This is a genomic window from Salinimicrobium profundisediminis (assembly GCF_026241755.1).
Taxonomy (GTDB): domain Bacteria; phylum Bacteroidota; class Bacteroidia; order Flavobacteriales; family Flavobacteriaceae; genus Salinimicrobium; species Salinimicrobium profundisediminis.
In genome coordinates this window covers 20,279-34,131 of sequence record NZ_JAPJDA010000020.1, presented here as the reverse complement: position 1 = coordinate 34,131, position 13,853 = coordinate 20,279, and the positions used below count along the sequence as shown (strand labels likewise).

The 13,853-nt window shown below is 40.9% G+C and carries 14 protein-coding genes; 6 read left to right on the top strand and 8 right to left on the bottom strand.

What is annotated here, in order from left to right; genetic code table 11:
- Window positions 1-17: 17 nt before the first annotated feature.
- The gene (gene lysA / locus OQ279_RS12695) at window positions 18-1,244 is read right to left on the bottom strand and encodes a diaminopimelate decarboxylase (protein ID WP_266070309.1); all 1,227 of its coding nucleotides are present in this window, start codon (window positions 1,242-1,244) and stop codon (window positions 18-20) included.
- 181 nt (window positions 1,245-1,425) lie between these two features.
- Here lysA and OQ279_RS12690 point away from each other — a divergent pair, with 181 nt between their 5' ends.
- From OQ279_RS12690 to OQ279_RS12675, 4 genes are all read left to right on the top strand, one after another.
- Window positions 1,426-2,082, top strand: a complete 657-nt coding sequence (locus tag OQ279_RS12690) for an LON peptidase substrate-binding domain-containing protein (RefSeq protein WP_266070308.1) — start codon at window positions 1,426-1,428, stop codon at window positions 2,080-2,082.
- A 102-nt stretch (window positions 2,083-2,184) separates the two neighbouring features.
- On the top strand, window positions 2,185-3,378 hold the full coding sequence (gene sucC / locus OQ279_RS12685; protein ID WP_266070307.1) for an ADP-forming succinate--CoA ligase subunit beta: 1,194 nt from the start codon (window positions 2,185-2,187) through the stop codon (window positions 3,376-3,378).
- A gap of 395 nt (window positions 3,379-3,773) precedes the next feature.
- Entirely contained in the window at window positions 3,774-4,121 is a 348-nt protein-coding gene (locus OQ279_RS12680; RefSeq protein WP_266070306.1) for a hypothetical protein, read from the top strand.
- A gap of 229 nt (window positions 4,122-4,350) precedes the next feature.
- Window positions 4,351-4,689 carry a hypothetical protein gene (locus tag OQ279_RS12675; RefSeq protein ID WP_266070305.1) on the top strand — a complete coding sequence of 113 codons (339 nt, stop codon included), beginning with the start codon at window positions 4,351-4,353 and terminating at the stop codon, window positions 4,687-4,689.
- Between the two features lie 58 nt (window positions 4,690-4,747).
- Here OQ279_RS12675 and OQ279_RS12670 read toward each other — a convergent pair whose 3' ends face one another.
- Window positions 4,748-5,437, bottom strand: coding sequence for a phosphoadenylyl-sulfate reductase (locus tag OQ279_RS12670; protein ID WP_266070304.1), 690 nt, complete (start codon window positions 5,435-5,437; stop codon window positions 4,748-4,750).
- A 3-nt stretch (window positions 5,438-5,440) separates the two neighbouring features.
- Window positions 5,441-5,686 carry a DUF1456 family protein gene (locus tag OQ279_RS12665; RefSeq protein WP_168136812.1) on the bottom strand — a complete coding sequence of 82 codons (246 nt, stop codon included), beginning with the start codon at window positions 5,684-5,686 and terminating at the stop codon, window positions 5,441-5,443.
- A 219-nt stretch (window positions 5,687-5,905) separates the two neighbouring features.
- Between OQ279_RS12665 and OQ279_RS12660 the strand changes: the two genes are divergently transcribed.
- On the top strand, window positions 5,906-6,352 hold the full coding sequence (locus tag OQ279_RS12660; protein WP_266070303.1) for an Hsp20/alpha crystallin family protein: 447 nt from the start codon (window positions 5,906-5,908) through the stop codon (window positions 6,350-6,352).
- Between the two features lie 52 nt (window positions 6,353-6,404).
- Here OQ279_RS12660 and OQ279_RS12655 read toward each other — a convergent pair whose 3' ends face one another.
- The 4 genes from OQ279_RS12655 to OQ279_RS12640 form a co-directional block, all read right to left on the bottom strand.
- The gene (locus tag OQ279_RS12655) at window positions 6,405-7,616 is read right to left on the bottom strand and encodes a phage tail-like protein (RefSeq protein ID WP_266070301.1); all 1,212 of its coding nucleotides are present in this window, start codon (window positions 7,614-7,616) and stop codon (window positions 6,405-6,407) included.
- A gap of 89 nt (window positions 7,617-7,705) precedes the next feature.
- Window positions 7,706-9,709 (bottom strand): excinuclease ABC subunit UvrB, encoded by a 2,004-nt coding sequence (gene uvrB / locus OQ279_RS12650; protein WP_266070299.1) that lies wholly within the window; start codon window positions 9,707-9,709, stop codon window positions 7,706-7,708.
- Between the two features lie 86 nt (window positions 9,710-9,795).
- Window positions 9,796-10,632 carry an ABC transporter permease gene (locus OQ279_RS12645; protein ID WP_266070298.1) on the bottom strand — a complete coding sequence of 279 codons (837 nt, stop codon included), beginning with the start codon at window positions 10,630-10,632 and terminating at the stop codon, window positions 9,796-9,798.
- Window positions 10,632-11,534, bottom strand: a complete 903-nt coding sequence (locus OQ279_RS12640; protein ID WP_266070297.1) for an ABC transporter ATP-binding protein — start codon at window positions 11,532-11,534, stop codon at window positions 10,632-10,634. The genes OQ279_RS12645 and OQ279_RS12640 overlap by 1 nt, the downstream gene beginning before the upstream one ends.
- A gap of 89 nt (window positions 11,535-11,623) precedes the next feature.
- Here OQ279_RS12640 and OQ279_RS12635 point away from each other — a divergent pair, with 89 nt between their 5' ends.
- Window positions 11,624-12,685 carry a hypothetical protein gene (locus OQ279_RS12635; protein WP_266070296.1) on the top strand — a complete coding sequence of 354 codons (1,062 nt, stop codon included), beginning with the start codon at window positions 11,624-11,626 and terminating at the stop codon, window positions 12,683-12,685.
- Window positions 12,686-12,791: 106 nt separating this feature from the next.
- Here the strand turns inward: OQ279_RS12635 and OQ279_RS12630 are convergent, their stop codons facing one another.
- Window positions 12,792-13,850: a nucleoid-associated protein gene (locus OQ279_RS12630; RefSeq protein ID WP_266070295.1), complete on the bottom strand. Its 1,059-nt coding sequence runs from the start codon at window positions 13,848-13,850 to the stop codon at window positions 12,792-12,794.
- Window positions 13,851-13,853 lie beyond the last annotated feature (3 nt).

Sequence of the window (13,853 nt, the reverse complement as noted above, 5' to 3'; positions counted from 1 at the left end):
TTTTTTCTGGTTTCTCCTTAAACGGTTTCTTTTAGTGCTGATAGATCAAGTTTTACCTGTCCGCGCAAAATATCTTCAAAAGTTTCTCTTTTTCTAATCAAATGGGCTTCTCCATTGTACCATAGCACTTCGGGCGGGCGGTAGCGGGAATTGAAGTTGCTGGCCATTGAGTAGCAGTAAGCGCCGGCATTGCTAAAAGCAAGAAGATCCCCTTCTTTGATCTCAGGGATTCGGCGGTTGCTCGCAAAAGTGTCGGTTTCGCAAATATACCCTACTACCGAGTAGAACCTTTCTTTGCCTTCGGGATTTGAAAGGTTGTGAATTTCATGTCTTGAGCCGTAGAACATGGGGCGAATAAGGTGGTTAAAACCGCTGTCTACACCTGCGAAAACAGTAGAGGTGGTTTGTTTAATCACATTCACACGGGCCACAAATTTCCCGGCTTCACTCACCAGGTACTTACCTGGTTCAAAAGCGAGGGTGAGATCGCGCCCATATTCTTTACAAAAAGATTTGAATTTTGCAGTGAGTTTTCCTCCCAGTTCTTCAATATTGGTCTCAATATCACCTTCTTTATAAGGTACTTTAAAGCCACTGCCAAAGTCCATGAATTCAAGATCTTTGAAATTTCGGGCGGTTTCAAAAAGAATTTCCGAAGCATACAAAAACACTTCTATATCAAGGATGTCGCTCCCGGTGTGCATGTGTATGCCGTTTATGTGCATGCCGGTGTTTTCAACAATACGCAGAAGGTGCGGTATCTGGTGAATGGAAACCCCAAATTTTGAATCGATATGGCCTACAGAAATGTTCGTGTTTCCGCCGGCCATAACATGCGGATTTATCCTGATACAAACCGGAACATCTGGATTTCGCGTTCCAAACTGCTCGAGGATAGAAAGGTTATCAATATTGATTTGTACCCCAAGGGCGGCAACTGCTTCTATTTCTTCAAGAGAAACGCCGTTTGGAGTATAAATAATATTAGCCGGATCTACGCCTGCTTCAAGCCCTAATTTCACTTCCTGTATAGAAACGGTGTCAAGCCCGGCGCCCAATTGCTGAAACAACCCAAGCACCGAAATATTGGAAAGTGCCTTAACAGCGTAGTGTATTCTAAGGTTCTTTACCCCGCTAAAAGCACTGGTGAGTCTATTGTATTGGGAGATGATCTTTTCGGCATCATATACGTATACGGGGCTGCCAAATTTTTCTGATATTTCTAAAAGGTCCTGGTTGTTCATAAGTTCATTATTACGGTCACAAAAGTAAAATGGATTTTTGGCTTTTGCCTACAGCCTGTCTAAAATTAACCAATTCTAACAAAATGTTATTTATAACAGGGAGGAAAGCTACAAATTTAGCAGTTCCCAGTCGGGGTAGATAAAAGAATTTTTGTAATTTCAAGTTGTTAATCAAGTATCTATGAAGTCCAGGCTGGCTCTTTTTCCTTTGCAGAGTGTGGTGTTTCCGGGAGAGGTCTTACCCCTGCATATTTTTGAGCCACGTTATAAGGAACTTATAGACGATTGCGAAAGTACCGGCATTAAGTTTGGAATTCCCACTTACATAGAAAATAACCTGGAGTACGGCACCGAAATGGAACTTATTGAAACAGTGCGTCGTTACGAATCGGGTGCCAGAGATATAATTTGCAAAGGGGCCAGGGTTTTCAGGGTTTTGGAATTTGCGCATAATGAAGCTGGAAAGATGTATGCGGGTGGTGATGTTGAATTTTTACCAGATAAGGATGATGCTTCCCAGACCTTAAAAGAGCAGTTACTAAACCTCATTTTTGAGCTCTATGTACATCTGGAAGTACCTCGGCCAAAAATAGATATCCCCAATTTCAGGAGTTACACACTGGCTCACAAAATAGGTCTTCCCCTTCAGCAGGAATATACCTTACTAAAGTTAACTTCAGAAAAAGAAAGACAGGAATTCCTCATTAACCATCTCACCATTACCATCCCTATTTTACAGGAAATGAACCGGGCAAAACAGGTGATAGAACTCAACGGGCACTTCAGAAATTATGATCCTCTGGATTTTCAGGAATTCAGACTACGGACAAAAAATTAGAGAAAATCAATCTCTTTTATGTGGAAATTAAAAAGATTGGCAGATTCCTCTAACATTTGTTACTTTTGTGCACCTTAACGAACACTGAAGAAACACCTTATTATGAACATACACGAATATCAGGGAAAAGAAATCTTGAGCAGCTTTGGTGTCCGCACTCAGCGCGGCATTGTTGCCCAGGACGCAAAAGAGGCAGTTGAGGCTGCAAAAAAACTTACCGAACAAACCGGTACTGGATGGCATGTCATTAAAGCCCAGGTGCACGCAGGTGGACGTGGAAAAGGCGGGGGAGTAAAACTTGCCAAGAACCTACAGGAAGTAGAAGATATTGCAGGGCAAATCATTGGGATGAACCTTGTTACTCCACAAACTTCTGCGGAAGGTAAAAAAGTACACCAGGTTTTGGTGGCCGAAGATGTATACTATCCCGGCGACAGCGAGCCAGAAGAATACTATATGTCTGTTCTTCTAAATCGCGCAACAGGTAAGAATATGATCATGTATTCTACAGAAGGAGGTATGGACATTGAAACAGTGGCCGAAGAAACTCCTCACCTGATATTTAATGAAGAGATTGATCCTGCAACAGGATTGCTGCCTTTCCAGGCAAGAAGGATTGCTTTCAACCTTGGTCTTAGTGGAAATGCTTTTAAAGAAATGACCAAATTTGTAATGTCGCTTTACGAAGCCTTTACAAAGTCAGATAGTTCTCTTTTTGAGATCAACCCGGTGCTTAAGACGAGTGATGATAAGATCATGGCCGTTGATGCCAAGGTGACTCTTGATGATAACGCACTTTTTCGTCATAAAGATTATGCAGAGATGCGTGATATTAGGGAAGAAAGCCCTGTTGAAGTGGAAGCTCGTGAAGTTGGGCTTAACTACGTAGACCTTGACGGAAACGTAGGATGTATGGTTAACGGCGCCGGATTGGCAATGGCTACCATGGATCTTATTAAACAAGCCGGGGGAGAGCCTGCAAACTTCCTTGATGTAGGTGGTACCGCCGACGCAAAGAGAGTAGAAGAAGCTTTTAGACTTATCCTGAAGGATGAGAAAGTAAAAGCTATTTTGGTGAACATCTTTGGAGGAATCGTAAGATGTGACCGTGTGGCGCAGGGAATTGTAGATGCTTACAAAAATATGGGTGACACTATCAATGTGCCTATCATTGTTCGCCTACAGGGAACCAATGCCGACATTGCCAAGGAATTGATCGACAACAGCGGACTTGATGTGTACAGTGCTGTCGAATTCCAGGAAGCAGCAGATAAAGTTCAGGAAGTACTGGCTTAATAAGACTTACATATATAGAAAAACCCCGGAATTTTCCGGGGTTTTTTCGTTTATAATATCTTCGGAAATAATTTACCTCGAATTTTCATCTGGGAAGATTTGATAAACATTCTGCAACATTTTCATAACCCAGAATCTTTCTTCGGAAGCAGGAATTAAAATATTTTTATTCTGAAATGTAAAACAAAGAATAATGAAGGTGAAATCATCCTGAAGGTCTCAAAACACTGGATTTATCAGGTAATAATATAAATACTGGGAAGAAACTACAGGTAGGTTTTTGGCTTAAAAGAAGCATTAGAGTGAAAAATAACTGTAACAATCAAATTGACAAATAGTCTCTAAAGTACAATCATCAATCAATCATTTAATATTAACCTTTAAAACGAACAATTATGAAACGTTGTAAATCATTTTTAGCCGCTGTAGTGATGACCTTATCAACTGTAGCCTTTGCCGGCTCTCCTTCTTCTTTTGAATTTGAAGCAAAGACAGGTTCAATAAGTTATCAAATTGAACGAATGCTCTCCGATTCTGGTTTAGTCATAGAAGAAGATTTTACTGCAACTGTATTTTTTGAAATGACCGGGTCAAGAAAAATTAAGGTCCTGCTAGTTGAATCCCCAAATGAAGAAGTCAATGCTTTTTTGAAGAAGCGACTTACCAATCAAAAGCTCCACGGCGATTCCTGGAAGTCTGAAAAAGTTTATGAACTGCCGGTAAGGGTGCAGGCCACAAGATAAGTTCAAAATCCGGGGGAATACCCGGATTTTTTTATAGGCGCCTTTTCTTCATTCCTAATTCATTAATGATAACAACCAGAAAGCTGTTTTAGGAATCAAAAACCTTACATCAAAATGTGTGAAACTTTTGTTAAAAATATGTAACCGTGTAACAATCAGTATTTTTAAAAGTCTTTATAGTAAATCATCAATCATCAAATCGCATCAATTAATCTAAAAAACGAACATCATGAAAAATTTAAAACTGTTGCTGGTAATGTGTGTAATAATTCTTTCCTCATCTGTTTCAGCAAAGGAAATCAGGAATCTCGCAAATCCCGATTCTGTCTCTGTTGAAGTTGAAAGAATGCTTGAGAACCTGGAATTAGCCAATCAATGTGAGCCACTTGAAATCACAATTTTCTTTTCTGTTTCTGAAGATCAGAAGATCCAGAGTTTGCAGGTTTCTTCTTCCAATGAGGAGGTGAATTCTTACATTCAAAAGCAATTGTCTAATGAGCAATTGCCTGTAGAAGCCTGGGTAAAAGGCAAAATTTATGAACTTACTGTAGTGAAGCGCATGAGTTAAGTCAGGACCCATTAGCTTTAAAAGTAAAAAACCCGGAAGAATCACTCCGGGTTTTTATTTAAAGGTGTAAACCACATTCTGTTTTTGGATTGTTGTTCCAGCGGCCCGATCTTTCAACTCCCGGCGAAGTACAATGGGAACATCCAATAGAATGATATCCTTTCTTTACCAGTGGGTGAAAAGGTAACTGGTGTTTTTTAATGAATTCATCCCGCTCCTCTTTAGTAACGTCTAGCAGCGGATAAAACTTTAGGATGTCTCCGCGGTTCTCGAAGATATTGAGGCTAGCACGATGTTCGCTCTGCCATTCCATGAGTCCGCTTACCCAAACGGTATATTTTGCCTTAACCAGATCAAGGGGTTTTACCTTGTTGATATGGCAACAAAAATCGGGATCTTTTTCCCAGGTCTTATCTTTTTGTGTAAACTCGTGTTCTTCTTTTAGGGCGCTTACAGATTTTACCTTGAGTCCGTAGAGATCAGTAAGTTTTTGTCTGTATTCCAGGGTTTCCTCGAAATGGTATCCAGTATCAATAAAATATACCAGCTGGTCGCGGTTAACGTCTGAAAATAATTTTAAAAGGAAAGCCGAAGTAGCAGCAAAAGAGCTGGTAAGCATAACTTCGGCAAGGTTAAAATCGTTGTATAGTTCTTCGATCCTTTCGTGAAGGTCGAGCTTTCGGTATTTAAGATTCAGTCTGTCAACTTCGGCAGCCGTAACAACTCTTTTTTCTGCAACAATTTCCATCGGCTATTTTTTGTCTTCTTTTTTAGGCATGGGTCCGCGTTTGTAGATTACCAGTCCGTTTAAAAAATTCCGAAGAAACTGGTCTCCACATTCCATGTATTTTGGGTGGTCCTCACTTCTAAAGATCGCACCAATTTCACTTTTTGTGACCTTGAAATCAACAAGGGAGCAAATGTGAACAATATCTTCATCCCTTAGTTTTAAAGCAACTCGCAGCTTTTTGAAGATATCATTATTCGATAAAGGCATAGGTGAATTTTGAGCCGTAAAAGTACGTAACCTGAATTTAAAAATGAAGTTTGAGAGGTATAACTATAATATAAATAAACACCAGAGGATCCTAAAATGTCATTATGTCAGTATATTTTGGTAAAATTATGCCATAAAGTCTTGAATAGCCAGTTGGTATTTAATTTGCCTTACACCGAATGAAAAGTAAAAAAAGTTTAATCTCAAAATATTAATATTATGAACCTTATTAAAAGAAACACCGACAACTGGCTTCCATCAATTTTTGATGACATGTTCAAAACCGACTGGATGGACAATGGAAATTCAGGAATGAACCGTATTGGTACCAGCGTTCCCGCTGTGAATATTTCTGAAAATGATGATGCTTTTAATCTCGAGCTTGCAGCGCCAGGCATGACCAAAAAAGATTTCAATCTTGAACTCGACAACGGCCTACTCACAATTTCTGCTGAAGAAAAGAAAGAAAATGAAAAAAAAGAGAACGGAGGAAGATTTACCCGTCGCGAATTTAGCTACACCAGCTTCAAAAGGGCCTTTAGCCTTCCTGATACTGTAGAAGCCGACAAGATTTCGGCAGAGTATAAAGAAGGGGTGTTGATGATCAACCTTCCCAAACGTGAAGACGCAAAGGTACAGGCAAAACGCATGATTGAGATTGGTTAATTATCGAAATCAGATTTTAAGAATTTTAAAAAAGCGTCCTTTGGGCGCTTTTTTACTTGTCCAGTAAAATCCATCGGTTCCCGGCGCTTTGAATGAGGTATTTCTGTCCCGGTGCAATCGTATTGACCGTAGAGTTTGTAGTAATGTCAAAAAGGTCGTTACTGCCAATAAATTCGAGGGTTTTAATAGTATTTCCCGGCCAGTTGAGCAGGTAAATGAGCCGGCCTTTATTGGTGGCGGCATCGGGTATGACAATGCTGCTCACCTGATTGTTAATACGCAAACTATAAGTTTCGGGCGTAATTTGGAAAGCGCCGGTGCTGGTGGCTGTAGAAGAGTAGATCCCTGAATTCGGATACTTCCATGTCACCAGTCCGTTAGCATCTGTCATAAGCACCTGGTCTGCCAGTCCGCGGGTATCGGGTAATACGTAATCATTTCCTGTAGTTCCTATGCCTACTCTTCCGGCAAAGTAGCCTGCAAATACCTTTTTTGGGTCATTGCCAAAAGCGGTGCTGTAAATGCCGTAGACAAAGCCGTTGCCCTGTTCGGTGCCAATTTCATTGTAGATCCCGTAGTGGTTTTTGGTAGATCCAAAAGTCTTCCCTACATCATTGTAGATTCCGTAGATCTCTTCATTGGTGTTTTGGTTCACCTCGTTAAATATTCCGTAGTGAATTCCAATTCCGGCGCCACTAACCGAGTTTTTTATCCCATATTTCTTATCCTGGGTGGCTGTGTTGTTACTGCTTAAAATGCCATAAGTCACGTTCTTTGTGGTAGCGCTGGTATTTTCTACTTCCAGCGGAGTGCGAATGTTGTGATCTTCAGCATTGTCTATCATTACCTTTAATTTTACATTAGTAGAAGACCCGCCAATACTTACGTTTCCTTTCCTAAATACAGCATCATCGGGGCTGGTTGAGGGGGAGGTGGTTCCTGTTTTATAAAAGTCGGAAGTAGCCTTGCCACCCACGCCCTGCCAGTTACCGCTAACCGAATCCCACCAGTAAAATCCGGGTGAAAATTGCCCTTTTTGAGAGCTGAGAAATACGAGCATCCCGTGCTGCTCGGCGGTGGGATTGGTCGCAGGGAAATTTGAGATGCGTGGGATAAGAATACCGTCGGTAGGTTCGGGGGAATTCGGATTTTCGGTGTAGATGTCGAGCTGAGCTTTTGGCTCATATGTATTGATCCCTACCTGGGCTGTTATTTTTCCACAGAATAGCATCAGGAAAATCCCCGAAATTAGAAGCTTGTACACAAGTTGAAATTTTAAATCGGGGAGACACTAATGCAAATGAAGGTAGTTAATTATCTCACATATTATAAGTTGGGTGTGAAATTTAACATTTAAGAAGCTTCTTTGACTTTCTCCTGAAGCATTTTTATTTCATCCCTTAGTTTAGCAGCAGTCATAAAATCGAGTTCTTTGGCCGCAGCTTCCATAGCCTTTCTTTTTTCCCTGATGCGCTTTTCTAATTGAGGTTTGCTGAAGTATTCTGTTTCTGCTTCAGCAGCTTTTAGATCTGGAGCGACTTCATATATATAAGGTTCAGGTTTTTTGCCTACCAGCATATTTTCGAAAGATTTCTTTAATGCGGTGGGGGTGATATTGTTCTTCTCGTTGTACTGCAGCTGCTTTTCTCGCCTGTATTCCGTCTGGTCAATAGTTTTTTGCATACTGTCCGTGATCTTGTCGGCATACATGATGGCTTTTCCTTCGAGGTGGCGTGCGGCACGACCAATGGTTTGGGTAAGCGACCTGTTGCTGCGTAAAAATCCTTCTTTATCAGCATCGAGAATGGCAACAAGTGAAACTTCCGGAAGGTCGAGCCCTTCCCGTAGCAGGTTCACTCCCACAAGTACGTCAAAAAGGCCTTTTCTAAGGTCCTGCATAATTTCTACCCGTTCTAAAGTGTCAACATCGCTATGAATGTAACGGCAACGGATATTAATCCTGGTTAAATATTTGGTCAGTTCTTCGGCCATGCGCTTGGTAAGGGTAGTAACGAGAATTCGCTGGTCCTTGTCAATCCTTAGCTGCATTTCTTCAATAAGATCATCGATCTGGTTAAGACTGGGGCGCACTTCAATTACCGGATCCAGTAAGCCGGTGGGCCTAATTACCTGCTCAATGTACATTCCCTCTGTCTTCTGAAGCTCATAATCGGCCGGGGTAGCACTTACGTAGATCACCTGATTTTGAAGTACTTCAAATTCCTCAAACTTCAACGGGCGGTTATCCATAGCTGCCGGAAGCCTGAAGCCGTAATCTACAAGCGTTTCCTTTCTTGAGCGGTCACCGCCATACATGGCATGAACCTGCGGAATGGTCACGTGGCTCTCATCAACAATCATAAGGTAATCATCGGGAAAATAATCCAGCAGGCAGAAAGGTCTTGTACCCGGAGGTCTTCCGTCAAGATACCTGGAGTAATTCTCAATACCCGAGCAATACCCAAGTTCCCTGATCATCTCAAGATCAAAATTGGTGCGTTCATCCAGCCTCTTTGCTTCAAGATGCTTTCCAATCTCCTGGAAATAACCAACCTGCTTTACCAGGTCGTCCTGTATATCTTTTATGGCGCCCTGTAAAACATCAGGGGAGGTAACAAACATGTTTGCCGGGTAAATATTGAGTCGGTCGTACTTTTCGATCACATCGTTGGTAGCGGGATCAAAAGCCTCTATTTCTTCAATCTCATCTCCAAAAAAGTGAATTCTGAAGGCGTTATCAGCATAGCTCGGGAAGATATCCACGGTGTCGCCTTTAATGCGGAAATTTCCGTGGGTGAACTCTGCTTCAGTCCTTGAATATAAACTTTGTACCAACTTATGAAGCAACTTTGTACGTGAAATTACCATGTCTTTTTCTATGGAAACCACGTTTTTCTTGAATTCCACAGGATTCCCGATTCCGTAGAGACAGGAAACTGAAGCCACAACAATCACGTCCCTTCTTCCGGAGAGGAGGGAAGAAGTGGTGCTGAGCCGCAATTTTTCAATCTCTTCGTTAATAGAAAGATCTTTCTCTATGTAAGTACCCGAGGAAGGGATAAAAGCTTCAGGCTGGTAATAATCATAGTAACTCACAAAATATTCCACCGCATTCTCGGGGAAAAATTGCTTAAATTCTGAATAGAGCTGGGCTGCAAGCGTCTTATTGTGGGCAAGAACCAAAGTGGGTTTTTGCACTTCTTCGATCACATTAGCAACCGTAAAAGTTTTTCCAGATCCTGTGACCCCCAACAGGGTTTGGTATCTTTCCTTATTGTTTATACCGCTTACCAGCTGCTTTATAGCCTGCGGCTGATCTCCTGTAGGTTTAAAATCGGACTTTACTTTGAATTTCATAGACTTTTTTGCTGACCTGCAAAAATAGCCAATTTGAAGCTACCAACAAATGTTGCCGGTTTCTAAAAAGTTTAAAATCAGGTTAATTAAAGATCCCTTTTCTTCAGAAGTAAATAAGACAGATAAACGAAAATCACAATCCACAACATCACTATGAGAAGCTGGTACCAGTGAATGGAATAGTCTTTTGTGATCTCTGAACCCAGTTGCGTGGCTGCCGATTGTACTGCGTTGAGCCTGGAGAAAGGTTCCCTAACCAACAAAGCCATAGATTCTAAAGGAAAGAACTGTGCAATGTTTTCAGCAATATTAGAATCCCTGAAGATCTTATATTCCATCACGCCTCTCACAATACTTTCCATGATCCACCAAATGAACAGGAAACCCAGCGCAAAAGCCGATCTTTTTACCAAAATCCCGAGGAACATACAGAAGGCGAAAAATCCTGTGAGTTTAATGAAGTAGGCCAGTAGGTATTCCATGTCTGAAAAGATGATGGAAATCTCGGTGTAATCTGAAAAAGAAAGGCCTAAAATAAGCGAAACTACAAACAGGAAAATAGTTGATAAAAGGGCAAAAGAAACCACCGTTAGGAATTTAGAGAGCACGAATTCCTTTTTGCTCAACCCGTCAATGAGGTTCTGTTTAATTGTGCGGTTGCTGTATTCGTTAGACATCATGGATACGATCACAATGGCCAGGAACAGCTTTAAAGTGGCAGCGATGTAGCTGTTAAAATGCCAGATGTACGGAAAATTAAAAATCCCCTGATCGGCCAGCCTGAAATTTACATTCCCAAAATTGAATTCTATGGAAGCGATAAGCGCAATAAATGTAATGAGTATAAAATAGGTGGTGATTAGAACCCTTGAAGATTTACTAAACCTAAGTTTGTGATATTCTATATTGAGTAAACGTAGCATTAGGCAGAAATTTGGTTGGTTAACAATAAGAATTGTTCTTCTAAGCTCTCTTTTCGTTTTACGAGCTGGGAGAGGCTAAGGCCGTTCTCGAAGAGGTAAGTGTTTAGGGCTTCGGCTTCCAGCGGCTCTTCCAAAAATGCCGTTATGATTTCCCCTTTTTGAACCACCTTGCCAAAAGCAGGATGGGAGTTGAGCAGGGACATTAATTTTTCATCATTTGTAGCCTTGAGTTCGAAGAAACCAAAGCTGGCGTTCATCTGGTCTACAGGCCCACTGTAAAGTTTTTCCCCTTTGCGGATAATCACCACGTGGGTGCAAACCTTCTCTACTTCGTCAAGCAGGTGAGAGGCTAAGAGAATAGTAGTTCCGGTAGCAGCAATCCTGGTAATGATCTCCCTTATCTGGTGAATCCCCTGCGGATCTAGTCCGTTTGTGGGTTCATCAAGAATAAGGATCTCCGGGTCGTTGAGCAAAGCTGAAGCAATTGCCAGCCTTTGTTTCATCCCCAAAGAAAATGTTCGGAATTTACTGTTCCTTCTGTCCAGTAAGCCCACCATTTCCAGCTTTTCATCTATATTTTTTGCTGAAACATTCTTGATCTTACACACCAGCTCCAGGTTTTGTGCAGCGGTCATGTAAGGGTAGAAATTGGGACGTTCAATGATGGCCCCCACTTTTTTAAGGGCTTCATGTGTACTCTGCGAACCATCGAACCATTGAAAATCTCCGCTCGTCTTATTTACAACATTCAGGATGATTCCCAGGGTGGTGGATTTTCCGCTTCCATTGGGCCCTAAAATGCCATATACGTTACCTTTTTCAATGGTGAATGAGAGGTCTTTAACCGCCGTGACGGGACCAAATTTTTTAGTGAGATTATTAAGGCGAAGGATTGTCTTCAAAGTAAACCGTTTTAACATTCGACGTCTAAGTTAACGTTTTGTTACACGGCGAAATAAAAAGAAGTCTTATTTTTGAGGAAATTCAGCGTATGCGGGAAAAATTAATGTCAAAAAAGAAACCAAGCTTTCCGGTTAGCGACCGGTTCCATAAATATCTCGCAAAGTACAATCGAAACACCAAAATTCCGGTCTTTTATGATGATCTGCTGAGGTTTTCGGGGTCTATCGTAGTCTATGATCAGCACGATGAAGATACTTTTTGGGTGCGTTGCTATTATCCCGATTATGAACGGGACGATATTGACAATAGTCTTAAACAGGTTTATACCATCCTGCATTCAGATGGAAGTGACGATTCCCTGGAGTTCCTCAATGTTGATGCGATCGACTACTGTACCTTCGGAAATTCAAAACCCTTCCGTATAAAGGTCAGGAATATTCTGAATGACAGTTTCACGTATTTTTATGTCAAGAAAGCGGATGCTTCCCGTATTTACGGATTGGAGTTTGAACATATACTCTCGCCGCACAGGATCAATTTTCTTGTGTACCGGGACACTTTGATTGAAGAGCATATTGCCGGAATTCCCGGAGACGTTTTTATTGAAGATGAACTGCCGTTGTGCGATGACCGTGCAAAAACACAAATTGCGAAACAATTTGTAAAATTTAATGAGCGGTGCACCATCAGGTTGTTGGGTGATATGCGTTCTTATAATTACGTGATCATTCCCACTCACGATTTTGACCATGTAGAGTACCAGATCAGGGCAATTGATTTTGATCAGCAGTGTTTTGAAGGTAATCTGAAGGTCTATCGTCCGCAGTTTTTTAAGGAAAACTTCAAAATGGTACAGTTGGTTAGTGAAAAGCTGCAGGAATCTTCCATAGAGCAGTACAGGAGGGAAGAACGATCTTTACTGGCTAAAAGGATCATTAATGCACAATCGCGCTATAAGGAGTTGATGCGCTGTATTCTCAATGATCAAATTTCTAATGAGCCCAATGTAAAGCAACTACGAAAAGAGCTCTACGAGTTTTCTAATGACATGAAATTTAAAAGAGCCCGTTCAATGGGACAAATCTTGAGAACGGCACTTGATTTTGTGAAGAGGAATTATGAAGATGTGAATATGAAAAGACTCATTTAAAAGTTTAATGTTTAATGAATAAGGAATAATAATAAAAAAAGAGGTCTCAAAAATGACATTTTGGAGACCTCTTTTTATTAGTGCTGGTACAAGAAAAGAAGTGGACTTAACTCTTATTCTCTTTATTAAAATATACCAGGTAATAATACATTTGTCGTTCTTCATCCCATCCTTTTTCCACAAATTTCTCAGCAGATTCGGGATTGATAAAGTCCATCTTGATCTGGATATTGGTGTCTAGATTGATGGTGTTTTTAATCGATTTTCTCGCAGCTGTTACGGCTGTGTTAGAGATTGGGAAGCTGGTGAGATCTTCAATCTTGTATTTTGGAGCTTTTTCGGTCTTGTAATTCTGAAATTCAGGAACGAGGGCCGGGTTGTCTATCACTGAATTCAGGAAAGCAGTCTCTTCAAATTCATCGTTCTTGGCGAAGTAATCTACACTTCGGTTCATAAACATCACTTCTTCCTTTTTATCTTCCGCAGGAAGTACCACGTCTTTAGCGAAATTCTGGCAGAACTTCAGGTACTTTTTGGTGTGGAAATTCTCATCGGCCAAAACATCAACTCCGAGGAAATTCTCCAGCCAGTATTTAGTATCGTATTTATTAGAATCGACTGAAAGGATCTTGAAACCTTCCTCCCGATTTTTGTTGAAAATAATTGCTCCTTTGTCAAGCTTGTTCAGGTTGATTCCCTGCTGAATGATCATCTCCAGAATGCTTTCCTTTTCCTGGAACTGCAGGAAATCGTGCTTTAATTCAGACTTAAAAATACCAATAGCAGTGGTCTTTTCATTGTCAAGCATCATATTGTCAAAAAACACAACATAAACCTCCCCACTTTTAATATGCGGGTGTGCCGATTGTTCAAAGAGCAGGGTAGTGATCTTTTTTGACTGCTCATGAATGGTTTGAGGTGCATCAAAGATTTTGCAGGCAATGTCGTACAACGGATTGAACTCTACATCTACTTCATTTGTGAACTGGAAATAGTTTTCTTCCTTATCTCTAAAAGGCTTTAAAAAATATTCCTTTATGAGCGGGGTGATCTCGTCATTAAGATGAAAAGGCTGGGCAGAAAGAAAGATGTTCTCATTTCTGCTCTTATTGCCAACCCTATGAATAGACAGGGAGTCAATGTGAGCGTTATATAAATTGATCATATT

Excerpts from the sequence above, each read along its gene's own strand:
- OQ279_RS12690 (WP_266070308.1), top strand. The coding sequence starts at position 1,426 with ATGAAGTCCAGGCTGGCTCTTTTTCCTTTGCAGAGTGTGGTGTTTCCG.
- OQ279_RS12670 (WP_266070304.1), bottom strand. The coding sequence starts at position 5,437 with ATGGAAATTGTTGCAGAAAAAAGAGTTGTTACGGCTGCCGAAGTTGAC.
- lysA (WP_266070309.1), bottom strand. The coding sequence starts at position 1,244 with ATGAACAACCAGGACCTTTTAGAAATATCAGAAAAATTTGGCAGCCCC.
- OQ279_RS12630 (WP_266070295.1), bottom strand. The coding sequence starts at position 13,850 with ATGATCAATTTATATAACGCTCACATTGACTCCCTGTCTATTCATAGG.
- OQ279_RS12660 (WP_266070303.1), top strand. The coding sequence starts at position 5,906 with ATGAACCTTATTAAAAGAAACACCGACAACTGGCTTCCATCAATTTTT.
- OQ279_RS12680 (WP_266070306.1), top strand. The coding sequence starts at position 3,774 with ATGAAACGTTGTAAATCATTTTTAGCCGCTGTAGTGATGACCTTATCA.
- uvrB (WP_266070299.1), bottom strand. The coding sequence starts at position 9,709 with ATGAAATTCAAAGTAAAGTCCGATTTTAAACCTACAGGAGATCAGCCG.
- OQ279_RS12675 (WP_266070305.1), top strand. The coding sequence starts at position 4,351 with ATGAAAAATTTAAAACTGTTGCTGGTAATGTGTGTAATAATTCTTTCC.
- OQ279_RS12645 (WP_266070298.1), bottom strand. The coding sequence starts at position 10,632 with ATGCTACGTTTACTCAATATAGAATATCACAAACTTAGGTTTAGTAAA.
- OQ279_RS12665 (WP_168136812.1), bottom strand. The coding sequence starts at position 5,686 with ATGCCTTTATCGAATAATGATATCTTCAAAAAGCTGCGAGTTGCTTTA.
- sucC (WP_266070307.1), top strand. The coding sequence starts at position 2,185 with ATGAACATACACGAATATCAGGGAAAAGAAATCTTGAGCAGCTTTGGT.
- OQ279_RS12635 (WP_266070296.1), top strand. The coding sequence starts at position 11,624 with ATGCGGGAAAAATTAATGTCAAAAAAGAAACCAAGCTTTCCGGTTAGC.